Annotated in this window: 22 protein-coding genes; 15 read left to right on the plus strand and 7 right to left on the minus strand. The window is 59.0% G+C overall.

Annotation, left to right across the window (positions count from 1 at the left end; genetic code table 11):
* Positions 1–27: 27 nt before the first annotated feature.
* Positions 28–1002, minus strand: coding sequence for a lysophospholipid acyltransferase family protein (locus ACO6TG_RS00370; protein ID WP_422376380.1), 975 nt, complete (start codon positions 1000–1002; stop codon positions 28–30).
* Positions 1003–1218: 216 nt separating this feature from the next.
* Between ACO6TG_RS00370 and ACO6TG_RS00375 the strand changes: the two genes are divergently transcribed.
* On the plus strand, positions 1219–2172 hold the full coding sequence (locus ACO6TG_RS00375) for an AEC family transporter (protein ID WP_422376381.1): 954 nt from the start codon (positions 1219–1221) through the stop codon (positions 2170–2172).
* Between the two features lie 54 nt (positions 2173–2226).
* Positions 2227–2643 carry a DUF1801 domain-containing protein gene (locus ACO6TG_RS00380; RefSeq protein WP_422376382.1) on the plus strand — a complete coding sequence of 139 codons (417 nt, stop codon included), beginning with the start codon at positions 2227–2229 and terminating at the stop codon, positions 2641–2643.
* An 18-nt stretch (positions 2644–2661) separates the two neighbouring features.
* Here ACO6TG_RS00380 and ACO6TG_RS00385 read toward each other — a convergent pair whose 3' ends face one another.
* Positions 2662–3864, minus strand: a complete 1203-nt coding sequence (locus ACO6TG_RS00385) for a UbiH/UbiF family hydroxylase (RefSeq protein WP_422376383.1) — start codon at positions 3862–3864, stop codon at positions 2662–2664.
* A gap of 291 nt (positions 3865–4155) precedes the next feature.
* Here ACO6TG_RS00385 and ACO6TG_RS00390 point away from each other — a divergent pair, with 291 nt between their 5' ends.
* The 13 genes from ACO6TG_RS00390 (at position 4156) to ACO6TG_RS00450 (ending at position 21325) form a co-directional block, all read left to right on the plus strand.
* The gene (locus tag ACO6TG_RS00390) at positions 4156–5007 is read left to right on the plus strand and encodes a DUF2182 domain-containing protein (protein WP_422376384.1); all 852 of its coding nucleotides are present in this window, start codon (positions 4156–4158) and stop codon (positions 5005–5007) included.
* A 297-nt stretch (positions 5008–5304) separates the two neighbouring features.
* Positions 5305–5892, plus strand: coding sequence for a CDP-alcohol phosphatidyltransferase family protein (locus tag ACO6TG_RS00395; protein WP_422376385.1), 588 nt, complete (start codon positions 5305–5307; stop codon positions 5890–5892).
* Positions 5893–6061: 169 nt separating this feature from the next.
* The gene (locus tag ACO6TG_RS00400; protein ID WP_422376386.1) at positions 6062–7039 is read left to right on the plus strand and encodes a quinone oxidoreductase family protein; all 978 of its coding nucleotides are present in this window, start codon (positions 6062–6064) and stop codon (positions 7037–7039) included.
* 13 nt (positions 7040–7052) lie between these two features.
* Entirely contained in the window at positions 7053–8003 is a 951-nt protein-coding gene (locus ACO6TG_RS00405) for a LysR family transcriptional regulator (RefSeq protein ID WP_422376387.1), read from the plus strand.
* 252 nt (positions 8004–8255) lie between these two features.
* Positions 8256–9740: a xanthine dehydrogenase small subunit gene (gene xdhA, locus ACO6TG_RS00410; protein ID WP_422376388.1), complete on the plus strand. Its 1485-nt coding sequence runs from the start codon at positions 8256–8258 to the stop codon at positions 9738–9740.
* Positions 9724–12060: a xanthine dehydrogenase molybdopterin binding subunit gene (gene xdhB, locus ACO6TG_RS00415; RefSeq protein ID WP_422376389.1), complete on the plus strand. Its 2337-nt coding sequence runs from the start codon at positions 9724–9726 to the stop codon at positions 12058–12060. Before xdhA ends, xdhB begins: the two co-directional genes overlap by 17 nt.
* Complete coding sequence (xdhC, locus tag ACO6TG_RS00420; RefSeq protein WP_422376390.1) at positions 12060–13055, plus strand: xanthine dehydrogenase accessory protein XdhC; 996 nt, start codon at positions 12060–12062, stop codon at positions 13053–13055. The genes xdhB and xdhC overlap by 1 nt, the downstream gene beginning before the upstream one ends.
* Before the next feature lie 49 nt (positions 13056–13104).
* The gene (locus tag ACO6TG_RS00425; RefSeq protein WP_422378969.1) at positions 13105–14676 is read left to right on the plus strand and encodes an ABC transporter ATP-binding protein; all 1572 of its coding nucleotides are present in this window, start codon (positions 13105–13107) and stop codon (positions 14674–14676) included.
* Complete coding sequence (locus ACO6TG_RS00430; protein ID WP_422376391.1) at positions 14676–15764, plus strand: ABC transporter permease; 1089 nt, start codon at positions 14676–14678, stop codon at positions 15762–15764. The genes ACO6TG_RS00425 and ACO6TG_RS00430 overlap by 1 nt, the downstream gene beginning before the upstream one ends.
* Positions 15757–16671 (plus strand): ABC transporter permease, encoded by a 915-nt coding sequence (locus ACO6TG_RS00435; RefSeq protein ID WP_422376392.1) that lies wholly within the window; start codon positions 15757–15759, stop codon positions 16669–16671. Before ACO6TG_RS00430 ends, ACO6TG_RS00435 begins: the two co-directional genes overlap by 8 nt.
* Before the next feature lie 95 nt (positions 16672–16766).
* Positions 16767–17831: a BMP family ABC transporter substrate-binding protein gene (locus tag ACO6TG_RS00440; RefSeq protein WP_422376393.1), complete on the plus strand. Its 1065-nt coding sequence runs from the start codon at positions 16767–16769 to the stop codon at positions 17829–17831.
* 138 nt (positions 17832–17969) lie between these two features.
* Positions 17970–18917, plus strand: a complete 948-nt coding sequence (locus ACO6TG_RS00445; protein WP_422376394.1) for a patatin-like phospholipase family protein — start codon at positions 17970–17972, stop codon at positions 18915–18917.
* Between the two features lie 587 nt (positions 18918–19504).
* Complete coding sequence (locus tag ACO6TG_RS00450; RefSeq protein ID WP_422376395.1) at positions 19505–21325, plus strand: putative bifunctional diguanylate cyclase/phosphodiesterase; 1821 nt, start codon at positions 19505–19507, stop codon at positions 21323–21325.
* Between the two features lie 57 nt (positions 21326–21382).
* Here ACO6TG_RS00450 and ACO6TG_RS00455 read toward each other — a convergent pair whose 3' ends face one another.
* From ACO6TG_RS00455 to ACO6TG_RS00475, 5 genes are read right to left on the minus strand one after another with little or no spacing between them, the layout of a single operon-like run.
* Entirely contained in the window at positions 21383–21604 is a 222-nt protein-coding gene (locus tag ACO6TG_RS00455) for a hypothetical protein (protein WP_422376396.1), read from the minus strand.
* A complete protein-coding gene (locus ACO6TG_RS00460) occupies positions 21601–22047 on the minus strand; it encodes a hypothetical protein (RefSeq protein ID WP_422376397.1) in 447 nt (148 codons plus the stop codon). Before ACO6TG_RS00460 ends, ACO6TG_RS00455 begins: the two co-directional genes overlap by 4 nt.
* A 4-nt stretch (positions 22048–22051) precedes the next feature.
* Positions 22052–23290 (minus strand): agmatinase family protein, encoded by a 1239-nt coding sequence (locus ACO6TG_RS00465; protein ID WP_422376398.1) that lies wholly within the window; start codon positions 23288–23290, stop codon positions 22052–22054.
* 11 nt (positions 23291–23301) lie between these two features.
* Entirely contained in the window at positions 23302–24129 is an 828-nt protein-coding gene (locus tag ACO6TG_RS00470; RefSeq protein ID WP_422376399.1) for an ATP-binding cassette domain-containing protein, read from the minus strand.
* The gene (locus tag ACO6TG_RS00475; protein ID WP_422378970.1) at positions 24126–24947 is read right to left on the minus strand and encodes an ABC transporter permease; all 822 of its coding nucleotides are present in this window, start codon (positions 24945–24947) and stop codon (positions 24126–24128) included. The genes ACO6TG_RS00470 and ACO6TG_RS00475 overlap by 4 nt, the downstream gene beginning before the upstream one ends.
* Positions 24948–24954 lie beyond the last annotated feature (7 nt).

A 24954-nucleotide genomic window follows, 5' to 3' on the forward strand; every position in this document is an offset into this window, starting at 1 on the left:
CAAGTCGCCGTTCAATACAGAACGCTTCTAGTCCTGCTCGCTGCTTGCAACCTGGGCAGCAGCAGCGCGTCGGGCCTGCTTCTGTGCGGAGGTTTTTCCGGGCGGCGCCCACTTCTTGTGGATCCACATCCATTGGTCTGGGTGTTCACGTATCCAGCTTTCGAAGATCGTGTGGATCTGTGCAGTTGCAGCCTCGATATCGGCCTGCCGGTCATCGGTAACCGGTACGGAAATGGTGCGGCCCTCGATCCGGAACCTGACACCCTTCGTTCGCACTACGCGCCCCAGCACGATGGGGACGTTGCATGCCCGCGCAAGGGAAGCCGGCACCGGGTTGGCATAGGCCAGACGATCAAAAAACGGAACCTGAACGCCGCGCGTTTCCCGCAGGTCGCCCATCATGGCAACGACGCCGCCAGACTTGAGAGTCGAGAGGATCTTGCGCGCGGTCTGGTGGCTTTTTGACAACAAGCCGCCCTTGTAAAGATCCGAGCGCAAGGATGTGAGCGCCCTGTCTGCTTCCGGGTTGCGAAGCGCCTGGTAAACCCCGGTGATATTCAGGCCCTTTCGAACCGCCGGCTGTACGCAGAGCTCCCAGTTCGCGCTGTGAAACGACACGAACAGGCAGGCCTGTTCGCCGTTGAGAACCTTTTCCGTGGTCTCGTCGGCAATCGCCTCGAACCGGAAATCCTGCTTCAGCAAGCGGTCAATGTGAAAGGTCTCGGCCGCAACACGTCCAAGATTTTCCCACATGCCACGCACAATCCGCTCGCGCTCCTGCTCGGGCATGCCCGGAAAGGCTTTTTCGAGGTGATCGAGCGCGCGTTTATGGCGGGCATTAAAAGGCGCAAGCCATCTCCAACAGGTCCCCATGACCTTGGAGGCCACGTCCACAGGTATCAGCCGGAACAGCCAGATGGCGCTCCTCAGCGCAATGCCTTCCACCACGTTTTGCGCAGCCGTCAACCGCGGGTATTTGCGCTGTCTTAATTTCCGGGACATCGGAAACGATTGCTCTCACGTTTAGCCCCTTCGAAAAAGAAGGGGAAATTAGCACCGGTTTGGCCCCTTTGAGCCCTTGCGGCGCAGGCCCAGACCTGATTGGAATGCGGGTCGTGCTGACCGGCGGTCACGCGTCCTTATCCAAGCCCGGCGCAAGATGCAAGCGCCAACGCCGTCCACTCCCGAACCAGAGCAAGCAGGAATTTTGGAAGCCGCATGCAGGACGTCATCACACTGGCCCTCCCGTTTTTCGGTCTGATCCTTTTGGGGTTTGCGGCCGGGAAGTTTCGGAACCTGCCGGAGTCCGGCTTGAGCTGGATGAATTTTTTCGTCGTCTACCTGGCTTTGCCGGCACTTTTCTTCCGGCTGCTGTCCGAAACGCCGTTCGAACAGCTCGCCAATGTATCCTTTGTCGCCGCAACGACGTTCACCACCTATATCGTGTTTGCCATTTCCTTCTGCATCGGCGTGGTCGCGACACGCGGCAGCATTGGCGAATCCACCATTCTCGGGATCGCGGGTGCCTATTCCAATGTCGGTTACATGGGGCCGGGCCTGACGTTGGCTGTACTTGGGGAGCAGGCGACGGTGCCGACCGCGCTCATCCTTGCTTTCGACAATGCACTCATGTTCATCCTGGCACCGCTGTTGATGGCCCTGGCAGGGGCGGACAACGAAAGCTTCCTGCGAACACTTCAGAAGATCGGCTACCGGATCTTCACGCATCCTTTCATTCTTGCGACCATTGCCGGTGTTCTGGCCGCAGCTCTGGAATTCAGACCGCCGGAAGCGGTCAACACCATGTTGTTGTATCTCAGCAATGCCGCGGCCCCTTGTGCGCTCTTTGCCATGGGCGTGAATATTGCGCTGCGTCCGATCGGACGGGTTCCACTGGAACTTCCCCTGGTTCTGAGCATCAAACTGGTGCTGCACCCTATACTCGTTTTTCTCCTGCTCAGCTGGCTGGGAGGCTTTGATCCGAGCTGGGTGGCGACCGCCGTTTTGATGTCCTGCCTGCCACCGGCCACCAATGTCTTCGTCATTGCGCAGCAATATGGAACCTATGTGCAAAGGGCATCCAGCTTCGTCCTGATCGGTACGGCTGTGTCCATCATCACGGTCACCGGGTTTATCTGGGCTCTGACAAGCGGCTTTCTGCCGACGGGTTGACGCAGGCAGGCGCAAAACGTCACCTTGAAGAACACAAGGAAGGGAGCCCGAGGCGTGCAAGACGATCCGAGTGTCATGAACCTTCTTGATGGCTATCCGGAGGATATAAAGGCCGCTCTGTTGCAAATGCGCAGCCTGATCCTGCAGACCGCTGCCGAAAACAAGGACATCGGCGTTCTTGAAGAAACGCTCAAATGGGGCCAGCCGAGTTATCTCACCACGCGCCCGAAAACCGGCACCACCATCCGCATCGACAGGGACAAGTCTGATGCTGGCGACTTCGCGCTTTATGTGAATTGCCAGTCCTCGCTGGTGTCAGAATGGCGCGCGCTCTTTCCGCAATTCACCTATGGCGGCGATCGATCCGTGCATTTTCAGCTTGGCCATCCACTGCCCGAAGATGAGCTGCGCCAGATGATCACCATGGCGCTGACCTACCATCGGAAAAAACGCTCTTCTTTAAAGAACTGACTGTCCTGCGGATGTCACTCAACGCCCAAGACGGAAGGCGCTGCCCGGCGTCATGCCTTCGCGCATCAGTATCCGGCGCAAGGGACCGACGCGCCCCGCCAGATACATGCCAACGCTGCGCGCGGCCTGAACGGGCAGAAACGAGGTCAGCAATGACCGGTTCAGTAAATCAACGGCGTTGGTGCGCGTGCGGATATCGCCCATACGCTTGGTTTCGTATCCGGAAAGAACGGCCATGGAGCCGATATCGGATTGCCGCACCCTGGCACCTGTCAGGACCGACTTTAGATCCAGAATATCGCGCAGGGACAGGTTCAGCCCTTGCGCGCCGATCGGTGGAAAGACATGTGCCGTCTCGCCCAGAAGCACCAGGCGTTCTGAAACCAGCTTCCTGGCGTTCAACCCGGAGAGCGGAAAGCTTTGCGGCTCGGAGGCCAGTTTGAAGGCCCCAAGAACGGAATGGGAGCGCCGTTCCAGTTCCTGTTCCAGCTCATTCGGCGCCAACTTCAGCAGGGCTGCAGCACCTTCGGCTGTTTCGACGCAAACAAGTGCCGATTGCCGACCGGGCAGGGGCACCAGCGTGAACGGACCGGTCTCTGTGTGAAATTCCGTTGAAACATGCTGGTGTGGCAGACGGTGTTCGAGATTGAGCACAACAGCGACCTGCGGGTACGACCAGCGCTTTACGTCAATTCCCGCAAATTCTCTCAAGACCGAATTGCGGCCATCGGCCGCGACACCCAAACGTGCTGCAACCTCAATGCCGGACCGCGTTGTCAAAGTTACGCGGTCTGCACCAAACGCCGCAGACTGAACGGGTTCAGATATAACCGTCAGGTCCGCTTGATCGGCACATTTTTTTTCAAGCACAGTATTAAGTTCAGAGTTCAAGATATTGAATCCAAACTCTTCCATGCCAAGTTCGGCGCTGTCAAACGTCACTTCGGGTGCCCTGAGAAGACGTCTGGTCCCGTCAATCATGCGCATCTTTTTCAGGGACACCGCATTGCTTTCGATATCGGTCCAGATGCCAATGTCGCGCAGCAAATCGATCGATTGCTGCCAGAGTGCCGTGGTGCGACCGTCCTGACGTTGCAAAGGCGGTGCAAAAAGCACACAGGAGAAGCCGGCTTGTGCCAGGCTGAGGGCCGCAATCCGGCCAGATGGTCCTCCGCCGACGATGGCGATGTCATAAGTGTCGGGCCGATCCGTCTTTGCCATGGCTTTTGTCCGTGTTTGGTCTGTTTGGGCCAAATGTGCTTCTTTTGGTGTCAATTGCAACGAGACCAAAAAACGCAGGCAGGCAAGCGTTGTGGACGGGCGGGTGATCTGGAACGAAACATGAGAAAAATCAAAGCCGATTCCGGCACGTGTCTCTACAATGGACAAAATGAGCGAGCGTCTTTCCAACTAATCCGGATCAACTGAATGCCACCAGCAAGCAGCCACTTGTCGAGGGGTCGCACCCTTCGCGCAGAAGCCCCGACTGGAAGGGGGTGGCCTGTTGTCCTGTTGCTGGTTGTTCTGCTCAGCCTTGCCGGCTGGAGCTATCTGACCGCCATGGTGGTAGACATGGTTCCAGCCATGGACATGAGCGAAGCCGGTCCGGGCATGGGCCTCTTCAATGCCTTCAACCTGTTCGCCGGCTTGCCGGCCGAAGCGCGGGCAGCCCTTGCCGCATTGTGTCTGCCTGCGGGAAGCACCTTTGGCATGCCGGGAGCGGATATGACGCCGTCCGACCTTCTGAAGATCTTTCTCATGTGGGCCATGATGGCCCTGGCCATGATGCTGCCGACGGCCGTGCCGATGTTGAGAAAGTACTTTTCCGAGATCTCTCTCAAAACGGGTTCTGCTACGCAACCTGTATCGGCAACGCTTGCTGCGGCGTGCGGTTATCTGACCATCTGGCTTGGATATGCGCTGCTGGCCACATTTGCGCAATGGTTGCTGTCCCGTGCTGGTGCGCTCACCGACATGATGGCGCCTGCCACGCTTGCGCTCACGATTTCCGTCCTCTTCGCCGCAGGACTTTACCAGTTCACGCCCTCAAAACACTTCTGCCTGCAAAGATGCTGGTATCCCCGCTGGGCCTTCACAGAGGGGCGGGTGCATCCCGGCACCGGTCACGGCTACCGGGAAGGCCTCGTTCAGGGCTGGGCCTGTCTCGGCTGCTGCTGGGCCGTCATGACACTCATGTTCGCAGTTGGTCTGATGAACATCATCTGGATCGCACTCTTAGGCAGCTTGATGGCGATCGAAAAGACGTTCCCGAGCCGTTGGCTTCCCTACGTCATCGGGGCGGGGCTGTTGCTGTGGTCCGGTTTCCTGACATTTCTGCTCATGTCCGGACATTTGTCAGTTTAATTTGCCGCCCGAGCCTCCCGGGACTGTTTTTTCGGTTCACACTGTCATACGATTGCAATACATGACCGTGTCAGCGCCTGTGTGAATGACGTGCAGAAGTGTACCTCACGCCGGTAGAAGCGCTAACGTATCGAAGTGATGCGCAAGATTCTTGGAAATGAGGACACCGTGACGGACTTTACGCCAGGCAAAGAAAGAACATAGCCCGCTCTGTTCCTGATTCACATCCTGACGGCGTCCGGAGCCCCGATTGCGCTTGTTGCCCTTCTTGCCGGCGCGCAGGGCAACTGGGCGGAAATGTTCGCCTGGCTTGGTCTGGCCTTTCTTGTTGACGGCATTGACGGGCCGCTGGCCCGACGCTTCAACATTGCCGAACGTCTTCCGCGCTGGTCCGGTGCGTCGCTCGACTTCGTGATCGACTATGCCACCTATGTGTTCCTGCCGGCATTCGCGCTCTCCTGGAGCTTGATGCTGTCCTCGCCGTGGAACTGGATCTGCGGTGGCCTCGTTGTCTTTACCGGTGCGCTCTATTTCGCCGACAACGGCATGAAGACGCCGGACGGATCCTTCAAGGGATTTCCGGCCGGATGGAACATGGTTGTTTTCGGCCTGATGGTTCTGTCACCGTCAGAAGCCTTCACCATCGGCTTTGTCCTTCTGTGCTGCGCACTGACCTTTGCCCCGATCCGGTTCGTTCACCCGGTCCGCGTTCGCCGCTGGCGTTGGCTGACCTTGCCCGTCACGCTCCTGTGGATGGGGCTTGCCGCCTATGCCATCCTGAACGGCATGACGCTCGAAGGACCCATTGCGACCGTCTTCACCGTGGCGAGCTTCTACCTTTTCCTCGTGTCCGCGGTTCAGCAACTGCTTGATCGGGTCGACTGACCACCATTTGAAAACGGCTGTCATGCCTTCTTGGCGAAAACCTGTTTGTTTTTCGCCAAACAGTTCCTTCAGTCACGGCCTTTTCTGACTTCAATGAAATCTCTATGGTTTCGGTTCGAGGCTGACAGTCGGTCAGCCGCGCATCAAACCAACAGGACCGGGGAAGAAGATGGTTCAAGCGATCTGTGTGCACGAAACAGGCGGACCGGATGTCATGCGCTGGGAGCGCGTCGATGTTGGTGAACCAGGCCCCGGCGAAGCCCGCATCAGGCACACCGCGATCGGGCTCAATTTTATCGACACCTACTTCCGTTCAGGTCTTTATCCGGCACCGAACGGCACGCCCTTCAGCCCCGGCAACGAAGGAGCTGGTCTGGTCCAGACCGTTGGCGAGGGTGTCAAGCATCTGAAACCCGGTGATCGTGTTGCCTATGTCGGGCCTCTTGGCGCTTATGCGCAGGAACGCATCGTACCGGCAGACCGTCTGGTGGTTATACCGGAGGGCATCGATGACAGAACAGCGGCCGGTATGATGCTGAAGGGCATGACCGCCCAATACCTCCTGCGCCAGACTTTCCGCGTTGGCTCGCAGACAACACTTCTGTTTCACGCGGCTGCCGGCGGTGTCGGTCTGATTGCCGGCCAGTGGGCGGCCCATCTCGGCGCCACCGTCATCGGCACGGCCGGATCGGAAGAAAAGATCGAGCTGGCCAAGGCCCACGGCTACCAGCAAATGATCAACTACCGCACCGAAGATTTTGTCGAACGGGTCAGGGAGATAACCGGAGGCAAAGGCTGCGACGTTGTCTATGACAGCGTTGGCCAGGACACCTATCCAGGATCGCTTGACTGCCTGAAACCGCGTGGCCTCTGGGTCAGCTTTGGCCAGTCCTCCGGACCGATCACCGACTTCAACCTGGCCCTTCTGGCTCAAAAGGGGTCTCTCTTCGCAACGCGGCCGACGCTCTTCAACTACATTGCGACACGAGAAGACCTTGAGGCGACGGCAGGCGAACTTTTCGATGTCGTGCAAAAGGGAATCGTCAAGATCGAGGTCAATCAGGAATACCGTCTTGCGGATGCGAAGCAGGCGCATCTGGACCTTGAAGGCCGCAAGACCACCGGCACCACCGTTCTCATCCCATAAGGCCCAACCCACGATGTTGACAGGCCGGGCCCAGGATCTCTCGCGCAATCTTTATAGCCCGGCCATGCGCTACTTTCTGGCCGTTGCGGAAGCAGGGTCCATCAGAGCAGCGTCGCGCGAACTCAACGTTGCGTCTTCCGCCGTCAATCGACAAATCCTCTGGCTCGAGGAAGCCCTCGGATTGCAACTGTTCGACCGGGTCGGGAGACGCCTGCGCCTGTCCCAGGCGGGTGAACTCCTCCTTGCACACACACGCCGGACCTTCTCGGACTTTGAAGGAACAGTTGCCGAACTGGATGCATTGAAAGGGCTGCGCCGCGGCACCGTGTCGATTGCCAGCGTGGAAAGCGTGGCGGAGAAACTTCTGCCGGCGGTGATCAGCGGCTTCCGGCGGCGTTACCCGGGCATCCACGTGAACGTTGCAATCTCGTCGTCGCAGGAAGCTGCGCGCAAGGTCGAAGCAGCCGAGGCTGATGTCGGTTTCACGTTCGATCCGCCGGAAACCTCGGCTCTGACAATCTCCTTTCACCACGATCTGGTTATCGGTGCCCTGATGCGGCCGGACCATCCTCTGGCCGCTGCTTCAAGTCTCTCTCTGGTCGATTGTTTGAAGTTTCCGGTCGCTCTACCGGCAGAAGGTCTTTCCCTCAGAACCCGGATCGATGTGGTTCGAAGAAGCATTCCCGGCGTATCGCGCACCTACGTTGAAGCAAATTCACTGCGCCTGATGCGGGCCCTCGCGCGCGAAGAACAGGTTATCGGCTTCCAGACGCGGATCGGCTGCGAGGACGAGCTTGAGACCGGTGCACTCATCTTCAAACCTCTGACTGACAAGCCACTTCAGGCAGATCGCCTGTGTGTGGTAACCTCCTCCTTGAGAGCCCTGGCCCTCGCGCCAGGTATGTTCTTCGACCATGCCGTGTTCGCCTTAAAAGACCAACTTCCGGTGATTGATGCCAAATAGGCATCATAGCGGTCTCAAATGAGCGCTTTGGTTCCGGAATTTTTTAAGGCACATTTTTTGTGACAGTTTTGCGGCAGAGTGCCGCACGAGGGAGACAGTCAATGGCGCGTTTTGACACGCACGTTCTGGAAACTGCCCTGGACCGGCCCTGCGGCCTTTGTTCTGAACACCGGTGCCTTCTGACGGCAACGGCGCTGTCTTCTTCTTCCGAATCTGGCAAAGCCATTCCCAACAGCAGGGAGGCACTGTCCGATGCGTGACACGATCCGTTTTCTAAAAGCCGGAAAAATCATCGAACTCGAAGACGTCGGGCCAACGGAAACCCTGCTTGACTACCTGAGACTGCGCCGCAGGGAAACCGGCACGAAGGAAGGCTGCGGCGAGGGAGATTGCGGTGCCTGCACCGTTGCACTCGGACGCCTGGTCGACGGCCGGCTCACTTACCAGCCCGTCAACAGCTGCATCCAGCTGCTCGGCATGATCGACGGTGCCGAGCTGGTGACGGTGGAAGATCTGGCCGAAGACGGGCGGCTTCATCCCGTTCAGGCGGCCATGGTCGAACTGCATGGGTCCCAATGCGGCTTTTGTACCCCCGGTTTCATCATGAGCCTGTTCACCCTCTATCACGCCGAGGGCATGAGCAAATCCCGCAAGACTGTCACCGATTGGCTGGCAGGTAACCTGTGCCGGTGTACCGGCTACCGGCCGATCGTCGACGCGGCACTGGAATCTTGTTTCGAGGCGGCAGACGACGCCTTTTCCTGGCGCGCCAAGGACACGCGGGAACACTTGCGGCGTCTTGCAGACGGGCGCGATGTTTTTATCGGGGACAGCGACCGGTTCTTCTCGGCACCGGCGACGCTCGACGGGTTGGCGGCGCTCTATGGCCAGCACCCGGATGCGACCCTGGTCGCCGGTGCGACCGATGTCGGCCTTTGGGTCACCAAACAACTGCGCGACCTGCCGAAAATGATCTGGCTTGGCCGGGTCGAGGGGCTTGAGCGGGTCGAGGACAGTCCGTCCGGCGTCCTGATCGGCGCGACGGCAACATATCAGGCAACGGAACAGGCGATGACCGGGATCGCCGAAGATCTTGGTGAATTGTGGCGGCGGATTGGTTCCAAGCAGGTGAGGGCGTCCGGCACCGTGGGTGGCAACATCGCCAACGGGTCTCCCATCGGCGATACGCCTCCGGCGCTGATTGCACTTGGTGCCACGCTTGAACTCAGCTCTGCCGAAACGTCTCGCGCCTTGCCCATCGAGGAATTTTTTATCGACTACGGCAAGCAGGACCGAAGCACCGGGGAATTCGTCACCGGTCTGTTTGTCCCCCGCCTGTCTGCCAATCAGGCTTTCCGGTGTTACAAGATATCCAAGCGCTTCGATCAGGATATCTCTTCCGTCATGGGCGCTTTCAGGCTGACGGTCGACGAGGCGGGAACGATTTCGGATGCCCGCATTGCCTATGGCGGCATGGCCGGCACGCCGAAGCGCGCACCGGGTGCCGAAGCTGCCTTGAAGGGCGCATCCCTGGAAGATCCGTCGACCTGGGGTGAGGCGATGCAGGCGCTCTTGAGCGATTTCACCCCTTTGACCGATATGCGGGCGAGCGCTGAGTATCGCATGGAAACGGCCCGCGCCTTGCTGGCAAAGGCGCTGATGGAGATGAGCGGCACGCCACCCGGACAGATCAGGGTTCTGGCACAACGGGAGGCTGGCAATGACCGCGCCGCTTGACCCGAACGAGATGACCGCACCGCTCAAAACCGTGCGCAAGGCCTTGCCGCATGACAGCGCGGAAAAACATGTCTCGGGTACCGCCACCTATATCGACGACATGGTGGAGCCCCTCGACACGCTGCACGTGGTTCCGGGCTGGTGTCGAAGCGCGGTCCGCGGCCGCGTCCAGTCGGTAGACCTTGAAGATGTCGTCAACTCACCTGGCGTGATTGCGGTTCTGACGGCTGCCGATGTTCCCGGCACCAACGATTGTTCTTCGGCCTTCGGCGATGACCCGGTTCTGGCGACAGACGACATCCTGTTTTATGGCCAGGTGGTTTTTGCGGTGGTCGCCGAAACGCGCGAGGCAGCCCGGAAAGCTGCGCTCAAGGCAAAGATAGACATCACGCCCATCACGCCGATCCTGACCGCGGACGACGCCGTTGATGCTGACACCACGGTCTTGCCGGACTACCAGTTCCGTCGCGGTTCGCCGGAAACGGGCATGAATGCGGCCGAAGAGATCCAGTCGGGCTCCATGAGGATCGGAGGCCAGGAGCATTTTTATCTGGAAGGCCAGGTCGCCATGGCCCAGCCGCAGGAAGATGGCGGCATGCTGGTCCATTCCTCGACCCAGCATCCGACCGAAATCCAGCACACGGTTGCCAAGGTGCTCGGTGTCCCGGACGCGGCCATAACGGCGGAAGTGCGCCGCATGGGCGGCGGTTTTGGCGGCAAGGAATCGCAGGCCAACCAGTGGGCCGCCCTTGCAGCGCTTGCGGCCTGCAAGACCGGCCGAACCTGCAAACTGCGTCTCGACCGGGACGACGACATGATCATGACCGGCAAACGGCATGATTTCAAAGTCAACTGGAAGGTCGGTCACAACAGCGAAGGCCGTATCCGGGCCGTCGACATGGAGTTTCTGTCAAGGTGCGGCTATTCGGTGGACCTGTCTCTTGGCGTCAATGACAGGACGCTGTTTCATGCCGATTCCAGCTATTTCTACCCGGATGCCCTGATCCGGTCCCGGCGCCTGCGCACGGACACCTGTTCCAACACCGCCTTCCGCGGCTTCGGCGGTCCGCAAGGCATGCTGGCAGCCGAACGCATGATCGATGCCATCGCGATCCGCCTTGGCAAGGACCCGCTCGAGATCCGCAAGCTGAATTTCTATGACGGTGAGCGGAACCTGACGCCCTATGGCATGCCGGTGGAAGAATATGAGGTCATGCACGACCTGATCGCGCAGCTGGAAACCAGCTCGAACTATTGGGAGCGGCGCGAAGCGATCAATAGCTTCAATGCGGAAAACGCCGTCCTCAAAAAGGGGCTGGCCCTGACACCGGTCAAGTTCGGCATTTCCTTCACGCTGAAACATCTGAACCAGGCCGGCGCCCTGGTGCATCTTTATACCGACGGATCCGTTCATCTGAACCATGGCGGCACGGAGATGGGGCAGGGGCTTTACCAGAAGGTTGCCCAGGTTGTGGCCGAGGAGTTCGGCATCACGCTCGACAAGGTACGCATCACCGCGACCAACACCTCAAAGGTGCCGAACACGGCCCCGACGGCTGCCTCCTCCGGCACCGATCTGAATGCCATGGCCGCCAAGATTGCGGCCAGGGAAATCAAGAACCGCCTGATCACCTTCCTTTGTGAACAGCATCAATGCGGGCCGGAAGCCATTCATTTTGGCGACAACAAGGTTCTGATCGGCGATCAGGCTTTCACGCTCGCCGAAGTCGCCAAGCTGGCCCACATGGCCCGGATCCAGATGTCTCACGCTGGGTTCTACGCAACGCCCGGCATCACCTGGGACCGGGACAGCGCCACCGGCCGCCCGTTTTTCTACTTCGCCTTTGGCGGCGCCTGTGCCGAGGTCACCATCGATACGATGACCGGTGAAATGACGGTCGACCGTGTCGATATCCTGCATGATGTCGGCCATTCCCTGAACCCGGCAATCGACCTTGGACAGATCGAAGGCGGTTTCGTCCAGGGCATGGGCTGGCTGACGACAGAAGAACTGGTCTGGGACGAAGAAGGACGCCTGCGCACGCACGCGCCCAGCACCTACAAGATCCCGACCGCATCCGACATTCCGGAGGCGTTTACCGTTGACCTTTATGAGGGCAGCGGCAACCCGCAGGCAACGGTCTACCGGTCCAAGGCCGTCGGCGAACCGCCTGTCATGCTGGCCAATGCGGTTTTCTGTGCCATCAACGATGCAGTTGCGAGCCTGGTTCCTGGTGAAGTCCCCAATCTGGATGCGCCGGCGACCCCCGAGGCGATCATGCGGGCGGTTCAGGACATGCGGCGGAGGAAAACCGGCTGATGCGAACCTGGACGCACATTGCTGCTTGTCTGGATCGCGGCGAACCTTGCGCGCTGGTGACGGTTGCCCGTGTCGACGGCTCGACGCCGCGAGAAGCCGGAGCGCGCATGGTGATTGCCGCCGATATGTCCTTTCATGGCACCATTGGCGGCGGTACGCTGGAGTTTGAAATCATTCGCAAGGCGGCACGAGCTGCCAAAATCGGCAGATCCTGTTTCTCGCTGCAGACAGTCTCTCTCGGTCCCGACCTCGGTCAATGTTGTGGTGGCCGCGCCAGAATTGCCGTTGAAGTCTTCACGCAGGAAAAACGGGACGAGGTGCGCAGGCTGGCGGAGCTGGAAGCAGGCGGCAGTCCGTTTACCACACAGGCTGTGGCAACAGACGGTGCTATAGGCCCCAGGCGGGTGCTGGATCAGTCGGCGAACAGTCCTTTTTTGCTGCACACTGATCAAAAAAGCGGCGCCGAACTGCTGGTCGAGCGGTTTGGCGAATGGCGACGGCCGCTGTTTCTGTTCGGGGCGGGCCATGTCGGCAAGGCTCTGGTCCTGGCGTTAGCCCAGCAACCGTTCGAAGTCACCTGGATAGACAGTCGGAAAGAGCAGTTTCCCGGCCCGGTTCCGGCCAATACCCGCAAGATTGCGGCGACCGATCCGGCGGTAGAGCTCGACCGGGCTCCCGCCGATGCCTTTGTATTGGCCATGACCCATTCGCACGCGCTTGATGAGGACATCATGGCACGTGCCTTGCTACTGCAACGCTTTGCCTATTGTGGGGTCATCGGGTCCGCGACCAAACGGGCCCGGTTCCGCAATCGCCTGAAATCGCGGGGACTGGACGAAGCGCTGATTGCAAACATGATCTGTCCGGTCGGGGTGACGGCACTCAAATCAAAACAACCGGCAGCGATTGCCGCAGGCATCGCCGTCGACCTGTTGATCCGGGATGAAGAACTTAAACAACAAGCCGCGGCAGGCGGGAGACTTGCTCAAAACTGACGGCCAGTCAGTGAGACGGCACGCTAAGGGGGACAGTTTGGCGGATACGATGACTTCAGAGGCGGAAAAGGGCAGCGGCTGGCAGGACAGATCCGAAAAGGACACCTTGCTGGATGCGCGCGGATTGACCAAGCGCTTTGGCGACATTCTCGCCAATGACAATGTGGATCTGATGATCAACAAGGGCGAAATTCATGCGCTCCTGGGCGAAAATGGCGCCGGGAAGTCCACGTTGGTCAAGATGTTCTATGGTTCGCTCGAACCGGACGGTGGCGAAATCCACTGGGACGGCAGACGCGTTGATATCGGCAACCCGGCAGCGGCTAGAGAGCTCGGAATCGGTATGGTGTTCCAGCACTTCTCGCTGTTTGAGGCCCTGAACGTTGTCGAAAACATCGCGCTCGCACTGCCCAATCCGGGCAACATGGCCGAGCTTGCCAAAAAGATCGAAATTGTTTCGCGCGACTACGGCCTGCCATTGAACCCGCAAGACGTTGTTGCCGACCTTCCCGTCGGCATCCGCCAGCGCATCGAGATCGTTCGGTGCCTGCTGCAGGAGCCCCGGCTGATCATCATGGACGAACCTACATCCGTGCTGACACCCCAGGAAGCCGACCAGCTGTTTCTGACCCTGGAACGACTGGCGGGAGAGGGCTGCGCGGTCCTTTACATCAGCCACCGGCTGGAAGAGGTGAAGCGCATCTGCCACCACGCCACGATCCTGCGTCATGGCCAGGTGGTGCGCGAATGCGATCCCACGAAGGAAACACCGGCCTCTCTGGCCAGCATGATGGTCGGCGCCGATGTCGCCGCAGTCAGTGCAAGCGAGCAGAAACCGGATATCGGCGCCGTGCGCCTGGGACTGAAGGGGTTGTCGGCAAGGGCTTCAACTCCCTTTGCGACTGCGCTCAACAACATTTCCCTGGATCTTAGATCGGGTGAAGTGGTGGCCATCGCGGGGGTCGCCGGCAACGGCCAGGGTGAATTGTTCGACGCCATATCAGGTGAAATGCAAGTCGCAGCTGCCATGGTCGAATTGGACGGCAAAGCCTGTGGCACAAGAAACATCACCTGGCGGCGCAAACAGAATGCTGCCTTCGTGCCTGAAGAACGGCTCGGCCATGGGGCAGTCCCGGGCATGAAGCTGTCACAGAACATCGTTCTGACCCGGCACAGCACGGGCGACGGTCTTGTCAGTGGCGGTCTGGTTTCCGCAGCCCAGGCCGGCACGATGGAAAAACGCATCAAGCAGAATTTTGATGTGCGCATGTCCCACGACGATCCGGAAGCGCGCTCATTGTCAGGCGGTAACCTGCAGAAATTCGTTGTCGGCCGCGAGCTCGACCGCGAACCGGGTGTTCTGGTCGTCAACCAGCCAACCTGGGGCGTCGACGCCGGAGCCGCCGCTCTCATCCGGCAGGCTCTTATCGACCTTGCCCGCGCCGGGTCAGCCGTTCTGGTGATCAGCCAGGACCTCGATGAAATCTTTGAAATTGCAGATCGGATCGCCGTGATCTCCAGAGGATATCTCTCCGAAGCGGAACCAGCTGCCGACATGACCCGTGAACGGGTTGGCTTGCTCATGGCCGGCGGCGCAGAAACACAAGGGGAGGTCGCCTGATGCGGATCGAACTGGTCAAGCGCAAGGAACACAGCCAGGCGATGCTGCTGCTGTCGCCGTTGATTGCCGTCGGACTGACCGCAATTGCAGCCGGACTCATTTTCTCAATATCCGGCCATAACCCATTCATCGCGCTCTATAAATTCTTCATTGAACCACTGACACAGCAATGGTCGCTCGAAGCAACGATCGACAAGGCGACACCGCTCATCCTGATCGGCTGCGGACTGGCGGTCTGTTATCTCTCGAACAACTGGAACATCGGCGCGGAAGGCCAGTTTGTCATTGGCGCCCTGTTCGGCTCCGCCTTGCCGGTCCTCTATCCGGAGTTCGAAAACATCGCCACGCTGCCGCTGATGCTGGTTTTCGGAGCGATCGGGGGTGCCCTCTGGGCCATGATCCCGGCACTTCTGAAGACCCGGTTCAACACCAACGAGATCCTTACAAGCCTGATGCTGGTCTATGTCGCCAGCCTTGTCCTGGATTACCTGGTGCGCGGCCCCTGGCGCGACCCGGGCGGCTACAATTTTCCGGAATCCAGGATTTTCTCCGACGCAGCGACGTTGCCGCAGGTCTTCGGCGGTTTGATGAGCCTGGCAACACCGATCACCATCGTTGTTGCGCTTGTCCTCGCGCTCGTTCTTGCCAGGACACTGAAGGGTTTCGAGATCCGTGTCATGGGCGAAAGCCCGCGGGCCGGAAGCTTTGCCGGGTTTTCCTCCAAGCGCCTGACGATCTTCGCCTTTGCCCTGGCCGGCGCCCTTGCCGGTCTTGCCGGTACCATGGAAGTCTCCGGTTCACTCAACCAGCTGCTGCCGAGCATCTCGCCGGGCTACGGTTTTACGGCGATCATCGTCGCCTTTCTGGGGCGCCTTAACCCGTTCGGCATCATCGTCGCTGGGTTCGTGCTGGCGCTTTCGTATATTGGCGGTGAGGCCGTTCAATCCGCCATGGGCGTTTCCAACAAGATCGCAAGCGTGATCCAGGGCCTGCTCCTGTTCTTCGTGCTGGCATGCGACACACTCATTTTATACCGCATCCGCATGGTGTCCCGCCGTGTTCCGACCGGGGAGGCCTCGCATGTTTGAAGCTGTTCTTCTGACCGTTATCACCGCGGCAACACCGCTTCTGATTGCCGCCGTCGGCGAACTTGTGGTCGAACGCTCAGGCGTACTGAACCTCGGCGTGGAAGGCATGATGATCATGGGGGCCGTGGTCGGGTTTGCCGTTGCCAACCAGACCGGCTCGGGCGCTCTCGGTGTCGTCGCAGCAATTGCCGCCGGCATGGGCATGTCGGCCCTGTTCGGCTTTCTGGTGCTGGTTCTTGTCACCAACCAGGTGGCCACCGGCCTCGCGCTGACCATTCTGGGCATCGGCTTCTCGGGCCTGATCGGCGAGGCCTTCATTGGTGTTCCGGGATTGAAACTGCCTGAACTCTATGTCCCCGGCCTGTCGGACATACCGTTTATCGGGCCGGTTTTCTTCCAGCAGGACGCCATCGTCTATATGGGCTTTGGCCTGGTGGCACTTGTCGCCTATGTCCTCTTCCGCACCCGGCTTGGCCTGGTCCTGCGGGCCGTTGGCGACAATCACGGATCCGCGCATGCGCTTGGGTATTCGGTCATCAGGATCCGTTTCGCCGCGGTTCTGTTCGGCGGAGCCTGTGCCGGGCTCGCCGGAGCCTATCTCTCGCTGGCCTACACGCCGCAATGGGTGGAAAACATGTCGGCCGGGCGCGGCTGGATCGCGCTGGCACTGGTGGTGTTCGCCTCCTGGCTGCCGCTGCGTGTTGTCATCGGCGCCTACTTGTTCGGTGCCGTCAGTGTCCTGAACCTGCACGCCCAGGCGATTGAAATCGACATTCCGTCCCAGCTGCTGTCCAGCCTGCCGTATCTTGCGACTATTTTGGTACTTGTGCTGATCTCGGCAAACCGCAGACTGACGCTGGTCAACACGCCTGCCTGCCTCGGCAAGCCTTTCGTTCCCGACCGGTAAGCCTCCCAGCCACCGGTCAGTCCGGGCGCCGATGCGATCAGGCGCCGGACGGGTTACAAGATCGCAAAGAGAAGTCAAACCAGAGGGGAAACCATATGAAGTCTCTTTTGAAAACCACAGTCGCCGCCCTTGCCTTTGCTGCGGCCGGTTCTGCTGCCAACGCGGCCGACGTCAAGGCATGTTTTGTCTATGTCGGTCCGGTCGGCGATTTCGGCTGGTCCTACCAGCACGACCAGGGCCGTCTCGCCGTTGAAGAGAAATTCGGTGACAAGGTCGAAACCGCTTATCTGGAAAGCGTGCCGGAAGGACCGGATGCCGAACGCGCCATCGAACGTTTCGCCCGTGAAGGCTGCAACATCATCTTCACCACGTCCTTCGGCTACATGAACCCGACCATCAAGGTCGCCAAGAAGTTCCCGGACGTGAAATTCGAGCACGCCACCGGCTACAAGACCGCAGACAATGTCGCGACCTATAACTCCAAGTTCCACGAAGGTCGTTACATCATCGGCCAGATCGCCGCGAAGCAGTCCAAATCCGGTGTGGCCGGCTACATCGCCTCCTTCCCGATCCCTGAAGTCGTGGCCGGCATCAACGCTTTCCTGCTGGGTGCTCAGTCCGTCAACCCGGATTTCAAGCTGAAAGTCGTCTGGGTCAACACCTGGTTCGATCCGGGCAAGGAAGCAGATGCGGCCAAGGCTCTGATCGACCAAGGCGCCGACATCATCACGCAGCACACCGATTCCACTGCACCGCTGCAGGTGGCCCAGGAACGCGGCGTGCATGGTTTCGGCCAGGCGTCCGACATGATCAACTTTGCCAAGGATGCGCAGTATACAGCCATCATCGATGACTGGGCGCCGTACTATATCCATCGGGTCCAGGACGTTCTGGACGGCAAATGGGAAAGCGGCAGCTCCTGGGAAGGTCTGGCGGAAGCCCACGTTGTGATGGCCCCCTATACCAACCTGCCGGACGATGTCGTTGAAATGGCAAAGGCGACCGAAGAGAAAATCAAGGGCGGCTGGGAGCCGTTTACGGGTCCGATCACCAAGCAGGATGGCAGCGTTGCCGCCGAAGATGGTGTGAGACTGGATGACGGCGCCATTCTCGGCATGAACTGGTACGTCCAGGGCGTCGACGACAAACTTCCGCAGTAATGCGAATATCAGAAAGGCCGGGACCCGTGTTCCGGCCTTTTTCCTACCGACGCCTTCAGACCATTGGCGGAAACGCCCGCCGGCTCTATCCTGTCGTCCGTATCGCCTCCTGAAAGGCAATCGACAGACGGGTATCAGATGATCCAAAGACGCGACCTCATGATTGCCGCGGCCACCACAGCTGGTGGCGCCTTGCCGGTCCTGAAAGCAGCTTCGGCTCAAACAGCAAACGTTTCCTCGTCCCCTGCGGGCAAACAGAAACAATCGGATCAGTTCGCGCTTGCTTTGGGGGGAGGCGCCGCCAAGGCCTTTGCACACATTCCGATCCTGGTGGCCATGGACGACCTAGGCGTCCGGCCAACCGAAATGGCAGGCACCAGCATGGGAGCCATTCTGGGCGGGTTCTATGCAAGTGGCATGAGTGGCAAGGACATTCGTGCTTTCACGGTCGAACTCTTCACGCGCAAGACCCAACTCTTCCAGAAGCTGTTCCTGAAAGACGGACGGACCTGGTCGTCCCTGTTCGACGTTTCAAGGCCCGCGATCATAGACCCTGTCGTCCTGTTTGAAACCGTGTTTCCGGCAGGCCTCGCCAGTAACTTCTCAGATCTTCAGATCCCCTTGAAAATCATCGCCACGGATTTTTACAGCCAGTCCCAGGTTGTGCTGGCAGAAGGAGAGGTGTTGCCGGCGATTGCGGCCTCCTCGGCACTTCCCATGCTGCTGACACCCGTCGATATCGGAGGGCGCATCCTTATCGACGGCGGTTTCGTCAATCCCACACCGTTCGATGTTCTGCAGCAGGAGCTCTACCACACGGTCGCCGTGGACGTGACAGGAGCGGAATTCGACCCCGGCAAAGGTCTGCCAAGCGGAATGGAAACCTGGATCGGTTCGTTCTCCATCACGCTGCACTCGCTCGTTGCCGCGAAACTTGATTGCCGGCAACCGGATCTGTTGATTGAACCACCCATCGGCCGTTTCAAGACAATGGACTTTTTCAAGATTGAGGACCTGCTGCAGGCGGCCGAACCAGCCGGTGAGACGTTCAAACGGGGCCTCGAGGCGCTCCTGGAAAAGACCTGATGTTGCCATCCACGCCAAGGTGAAACACCAACTTGGCGACGACTGCATCGAACCGCATGTCCGGTTCCGGGTCGAGCCGTCGCGCCATCGGCAAAACACACATGGTGAAGTCGCAACAGGTTAAAAATGACGTTGCGTCTTTTTGTATTTAGATGGTCTTAACGGTTCTCGGGTCTAATTTCGCCGATCGTGCAAAAAGGGGTGGGACAGGCTCGAACACGATCAGGTCGGAAGAACCCGACCACGCAAGTTTCGAGAAAGATTGCGTGGCTAAGGTTGGACTGACAGATCAAGACCGGGCGTTGCAGGGAGAGTGGGTCTCCAGGCGATTTCCGATTAAGGCAAACCGGGGGGCACCGGTTCGTCCAGGACAGAGACGATAAACCGGAAAGGGCTATCAGGACGTTCCGCTGGAGCGTCAATAATCTGTCGTCGGGACGGTTTCGCCAATGCGATTTCAAAATCTATTGCATTTTGGACTTCCAACACTTTGCGCCGGCTTTGCATTGCTGATCGGCGTGAATTTTCTCTTTCTGTTTCAGGCGCAAACGGAAATGCTCCGGTCCTCGGAACTGGAAATGGCGGTCATGTCTGATGCGCAACGTATCAGCACGACCGAAACAGAAACTTTGATTGCGCGATTTGCTGCCCTGCAGATCCAGAGCGATGCGGCGGCGGCCACCAGAACCTATGGCGAATTGCTGAAGAGCCTTGGGTCGTGGCCAAACAGCAGCTACAGCGAGATTGTCGGACAATCCGATTATATCGACGAAAAAATCGCCAATATCCGGGCGAGCAGCCAGCGGGTTCTGCCTTTTCTGGACAATCTGTCGGACCAAACCGCCACAAGCAATGCCCTGATCATTCTGCAAGGGATCAACATCTCTCTTCATCAAATCAACCAGATGGTTCTGCAGGAGGCGGTTCGCCAATCGGAAGCCGCTCGCACTGCCTTTCAGTTTCACCAGTTTTTGCTGGGCGGACTTGTAATTGCATTCGTTCTGTCCGGCCTGGCCTGGATCGGCCTTCTAAGCATCCGCACGTCTGCCTTTCGGAAACTTGCAGCAACGAGCGACAAACGCGCCGAAGATCTGGCTCAAAAGCTCAGTCACGACGCAACGACCGGACTGATCAACCATCGGGTGTTTCTGGAACGCGTTCGTGATGTCGGTTCGAACCTGTCGGCCGATCAAATTCTCAGCATCTTGAGCATTGACCTGGAAACCCGTCTGCCTGCGCATACCAAGTTCAGCCACGCAACCGAGGAAGCCCTGTTGGCGTCGACCGCAGACCTTCTGCGTCACGCTGCTGACCGACTGGACGCTCCCACATGCCTTGCCCGCTCTTCGGGCAAGGGGTTTCTGTTGATGTGCGTCTCGGAACAGGACGTCGGACTAACGGCTGCGGATATTGCCAGCCGGATCCATGACATATTTTTGCGCCCCGTTCCAACATCGCTTGGATCTTTCCAGATTTCACCCGCCATCGGATGCGCCGATTCCATGACAATGGACAGAGATCCGGCAGATATCGTCCACAATGCCAATCTGGCCGTCGCCAATGCGGTTGACCACGGCCGGCGCCGGGTAACTGTGTTCGAACCAACAATGCAGGCGGAGCTCGAACGGCGCACGATCGTTGAAAACGCGCTGTCGGCAGCTGTCGACGAAAACGAGTGCCTGCCGCATTTTCAACCGCAGTTCAATCTGACAACCGGGCGCATTTTTGGGGTTGAGGCTCTCGCGCGCTGGTACCATGCGGAGCTCGGCTGGATTTCTCCTTCTGAATTCATTCCAATTGCCGAAAACAACGGTGACATCGTTTCCCTGGGCTGGAAAATTCTCGAGACGTCCTGTTCGGAAGTGCAGTTGCTTCCGTCAGATCTTTCCTTGTCCGTCAATCTGTCCGTTGCACAGATCCTCAGCGATGACGTGGTTGCGATGATGGACGAATGCCTTGGTCGCACGGGGCTGCCGGCCAGACGCCTGAAACTGGAAGTCACCGAAGCCACGCTCATGAATGATCTGAAGCGCATTCAAGCCACGTTGACGGAGTTGCGCGCCCTCGGCGTTCGGATTTCTCTGGATGATTTTGGCATCGGCTACTCGGCGCTTTCCTATCTGACTGACTTCCATTGGGATGAAATCAAGATCGACGGGTCTTTTGCCGGCAAAGCCGTGAAGGACCACAAGCAGCGGGATGTCCTCAAGCTTGTGCTCGGCATTGCCGAGACGATGGGATCGTCTGTGCTGATAGAAGGCATCGAGACCGTCGAACAACGCGACGTTCTGGTCGATCTGGGGTGCAAGAACGGGCAGGGCTACCTGTTTGGTGGCCCGATGGCGATCGACGACATCACGACGCTTTTCTTCAACGCCCAGGGTCAGCGCAGCTTCGCCGGGATATAGTCCGGCTGGCGGCGAACCGTTTAGAACTCGCCGCAACAGTCACGGGTGCTGTGCAGGTCAACCCGCTCGGTCCGATGGTGCCTGTTCGCGCTTCTTGAGATATCTCCACGCAGCAAACCCAACCGCGATCGCCGCAAGTATCAGGACGACATGAAACGGTGAACTGGCGATATGAGCCAGACCGGACGAGAGACTTGTCAGTTCCCCATGCTCGCCAGGATGCGCCAGGGAGGGCAATGTCGATGCCATCAAAATGGCAATGGTCAGGGTGGTTTTCATTCTGAAAAATCTCCTTGGGTTTGGCGCTTGAGAAGAATGTCGAGAAGGTCGATGTCAGACCGCTCGCTGAGCGAGACATAGGTGAAAGTCATGGTTTCCCGCGCCTGGACCATGCTGCCTGGGAAGGGCATGTAGACCAGTTCTCGCGAGGCAAAGGCCGGCGACGCGGTGCCGACTTGCCAGTTGCTCTCGATCCGGGCGTCTACCAGATGCTGTTCCAGGCCGTCCTGTCCCTGCCGGTGAAAAGGGACCCCTGAGAGGCGGAGATAACTTGTCTTGTCTTCTGCTGCCCGGAATCCGTCGATGAAACTGACCGAAAGAGCTTGCAGCTCCTCGGCGCGGTCGGAATTCGAGCTGCCATGAACATGCGAATGCAGGTGGTCGGCAGCAGCATGATTGTGGTCATGCGGATGGTGGTGATGATGAGAATGGCTGTGTCCCATGACGTCACACCACCTCCGGTCCGGCCGGAATGGAAACCGGCTTGTCGATGATCGCCTTGTGCGCACCCATCTTGCCGTGAGAGACAAGCGTTCCCAGCACATCGACAATTACGCGAGTAGCGAGCAGGGCGGTGATGTCGGAACAGTCATAGGGCGGCGAGACCTCGACAACTTCAAGACCACAAATGCCCTCCTTGGCGACCAGGGAAACGAGTTCCAGCGCTTCGCGCGGCAGGAACCCACCCGGCTCCGGCCAGCCGGTCCCCGGCACAAAGCCGCAATCAACGCTGTCGATGTCGAACGAGATGTAGACCGCGTCGGCATCCTTCCAGGCAAGCTCCAGAGCACGGGCAGCGGTTTCCGCCAGACCAAGTTCTTCCACATCGCGCATGGTGAAGATGTTGGTGTTTCGCTCGCGAGCCACCTCAACCCCTTCGCGTGGGACCTGCCAGCCCCCAATGCCGATCTGGACAAGGTTCACCGCCGGCACATTGACCAGATCCGTTGCATGGAACCAGGGTGTAGTGTGCATGCGTTCATCCAGGTCCTTTTCCTGAATGTCGATATGCCGGTCGAAATGCACAATGCCGATGCGTTTCGAGGTGCACTGGGCGATGCCCCGCACACAGGGGAAGCCGATGGAATGGTCCCCGCCGATCATGATCGGCAGAGCCCCGGAAGAGGCGACGTGGGAAACGGCCCGCGTAATCTGGTCAAAGGTCTTTTCGATATTGGCCGGGATTGTGAAGATGTCACCGACATCGCAAAGCGTCATCTGTTCGCGCAGATCGACACCCATCTCGTAATTGTAGGGCGTATAGAGCGCAGAGATCTTGCGCACGCCCTGAGGACCGAAGCGGGTGCCCGGCCGGTAGGTGGTTCCGCCATCGAAGGGAATGCCGATTACAGCGGCATCATAGGCGCCAACCTGTGTCACGTCTTCGATATAGGGAGCCTTCAGGAAGGTATTGATCCCGGCGTAATGGGGCAGTTCGCCACGCGCGAAGGTCGGGATCGATTTGTCGGTCAGGCTGTCCGATCCGGTCAGTCCCATTCGAAGCGCCCAGGCCTTTTCCTTTTCCCAGGCAGCTGAAGGCAACAGGCCTTCCTTTTCGGCAGCCTTCCAGCCTCTGAGTTGCAGCTTGTCGAAGTCCGGATGATGTTGGCGGCTGGCCGGCAGGCGTGACACGGCACCGGCTGCCTTGTGATACGTCTGCGGGCCCGCGAACTGAAAAGCGGTCATGGAAGTCCTCATCAAGGGTTGGTGACAGTTTTTGTTGAAGAAGGAAACGTTTCCGGCAGCCGCAGCGCACCGGCGAGCATCTCCGGATCGGGTTGGGTCTGGGTAGTGGCGTCCGTCAAAGGAAGATCGTAGGTGATCGTGGCGCCATAGGCCTGCGGGGCCTGCGGATCGTGCCGGATCTTGTCAAAGACGAGCAGCCTGGTTCCGAGCTTGAAGGCTTCGTGAATGTCATGTGTGACCATGAAGATGGTCATGCCGAGGTCCCGCCAAAGACCGAGCAGAAGCTCGTGCATGTCGACGCGAATGCCCGGATCAAGGGCGCCAAAGGGCTCGTCCAGCAGGAGGATGCTCGGTTTCTTGACGAGTGCCTGCGCAATTGCGAGCCGTTGCTGCATGCCGCCGCTGAGTTGGGCCGGGTATTTGTCCGATGCGGCATGAAGCCCGATCCTGTGAAGAAGCTCGTCGATCTCTTCCAGCGCGGAACCTCTTGCGGCACCAAACAGGCGGCCGGTCCATTTCGCGGCTTCGAATTCGCGGGCCAGGATCAGGTTTTCCGCGACGGTCAGATGTGAAAACACGGAATATTTCTGAAACACGATGCCCCTGTCCGGGGTCGGCTCATCCGGGAGCGCCTGACCGTCCAGCAAAATTTGACCGCGGCTTGGCAGCTCCTGGGACAACAACATGCGCAAGAAGGTGGATTTACCGCATCCGGAGGCGCCGACGATGGTACAAAATGAGCCGCTCTCGACGTCCAGGTCCACGCGCTCGAGAACCGGAATACCGTCGTAAAGCTTGGCTAGGCTGCGTACAGAAAGCTTAACGGAGGAGGAGGTCATAGCGCATCTCCTCCCAGATGGGCCCAGCGGAAGCTTCGGCGGGACAGAAAACGCAGCAACTGGTCGAGCAGGAAGGCCAGCAATGTGATCCAGACGACGTAAGGCAGGATTACATCCATCGCGAGGTAGCGCCGGACCAGGAAAATCCGATAGCCGAGGCCAGTCGTGGACGCGATGGCTTCTGCCGAGATCAGGAAGATCCAGGCCGGGACCAGACCGAGGCGCAAAGCCGTGATCAGCTTCGGCAAGACCTGCGGCAGAACCAGGCGCGTCACCATTTGCCAGACGCTGGCACCAAGGGTCTCCGCCTTGATGATCAACTCGCGTGGAATGTCCAGAACGGCCTGGGCCATCGAACGGATCATCACGGGTGCTGTCCCGATGACAATCAGGGCTATCTTGGCAACTTCGCCAAGTCCGAAAGTGATGAACAGGATCGGCAGGATCGTGATCGGCGGGATCAAAGAGAAAGTTGCGAGATAAGGGGCAAGGGCGCTGCGGACATGGGGAATGAACCCGATCGCAATTCCAAGAGAGAGCGCCAGCATTGTCGACACGGCCATACCGGTGCCGAGACGCCAGAGACTGTCATAGGTGTCGAGCCAGAGTAGCAGGTCGCCCGATCGCCGGTCAGGAACGGTCGCCATGCGCCAGAACGCATTCGCCATGCTGTCCAGCGAAGGCAGCAGCTTGTCCGCCGGGTTGTCGAGCCGGCGGTAGTGACTGGCAATGGCATAACCGATCACTGTAAGCGCGAAGGGCAGCAGCCCGAGCGCCAGCGAAGTTACGCGCGAAGGTTTGCGATTGATGATGCGCATTGGAAAA

It is taken from the genome of Roseibium sp. (assembly GCF_965233565.1).
GTDB lineage: Bacteria > Pseudomonadota > Alphaproteobacteria > Rhizobiales > Stappiaceae > Roseibium.

Coding starts and splice junctions, on each gene's coding strand:
- ACO6TG_RS00370 (WP_422376380.1), bottom strand. CDS start 1,002: ATGTCCCGGAAATTAAGACAGCGCAAATACCCGCGGTTGACGGCTGCG.
- ACO6TG_RS00375 (WP_422376381.1), top strand. CDS start 1,219: ATGCAGGACGTCATCACACTGGCCCTCCCGTTTTTCGGTCTGATCCTT.
- ACO6TG_RS00385 (WP_422376383.1), bottom strand. CDS start 3,864: ATGGCAAAGACGGATCGGCCCGACACTTATGACATCGCCATCGTCGGC.
- ACO6TG_RS00395 (WP_422376385.1), top strand. CDS start 5,305: ATGTTCGCCTGGCTTGGTCTGGCCTTTCTTGTTGACGGCATTGACGGG.
- ACO6TG_RS00400 (WP_422376386.1), top strand. CDS start 6,062: ATGGTTCAAGCGATCTGTGTGCACGAAACAGGCGGACCGGATGTCATG.
- ACO6TG_RS00405 (WP_422376387.1), top strand. CDS start 7,053: ATGTTGACAGGCCGGGCCCAGGATCTCTCGCGCAATCTTTATAGCCCG.
- xdhA (WP_422376388.1), top strand. CDS start 8,256: ATGCGTGACACGATCCGTTTTCTAAAAGCCGGAAAAATCATCGAACTC.
- xdhB (WP_422376389.1), top strand. CDS start 9,724: ATGACCGCGCCGCTTGACCCGAACGAGATGACCGCACCGCTCAAAACC.
- xdhC (WP_422376390.1), top strand. CDS start 12,060: ATGCGAACCTGGACGCACATTGCTGCTTGTCTGGATCGCGGCGAACCT.
- ACO6TG_RS00425 (WP_422378969.1), top strand. CDS start 13,105: ATGACTTCAGAGGCGGAAAAGGGCAGCGGCTGGCAGGACAGATCCGAA.
- ACO6TG_RS00430 (WP_422376391.1), top strand. CDS start 14,676: ATGCGGATCGAACTGGTCAAGCGCAAGGAACACAGCCAGGCGATGCTG.
- ACO6TG_RS00435 (WP_422376392.1), top strand. CDS start 15,757: ATGTTTGAAGCTGTTCTTCTGACCGTTATCACCGCGGCAACACCGCTT.
- ACO6TG_RS00440 (WP_422376393.1), top strand. CDS start 16,767: ATGAAGTCTCTTTTGAAAACCACAGTCGCCGCCCTTGCCTTTGCTGCG.
- ACO6TG_RS00445 (WP_422376394.1), top strand. CDS start 17,970: ATGATCCAAAGACGCGACCTCATGATTGCCGCGGCCACCACAGCTGGT.
- ACO6TG_RS00450 (WP_422376395.1), top strand. CDS start 19,505: ATGTCTGATGCGCAACGTATCAGCACGACCGAAACAGAAACTTTGATT.
- ACO6TG_RS00455 (WP_422376396.1), bottom strand. CDS start 21,604: ATGAAAACCACCCTGACCATTGCCATTTTGATGGCATCGACATTGCCC.
- ACO6TG_RS00460 (WP_422376397.1), bottom strand. CDS start 22,047: ATGGGACACAGCCATTCTCATCATCACCACCATCCGCATGACCACAAT.
- ACO6TG_RS00465 (WP_422376398.1), bottom strand. CDS start 23,290: ATGACCGCTTTTCAGTTCGCGGGCCCGCAGACGTATCACAAGGCAGCC.
- ACO6TG_RS00470 (WP_422376399.1), bottom strand. CDS start 24,129: ATGACCTCCTCCTCCGTTAAGCTTTCTGTACGCAGCCTAGCCAAGCTT.
- ACO6TG_RS00475 (WP_422378970.1), bottom strand. CDS start 24,947: ATGCGCATCATCAATCGCAAACCTTCGCGCGTAACTTCGCTGGCGCTC.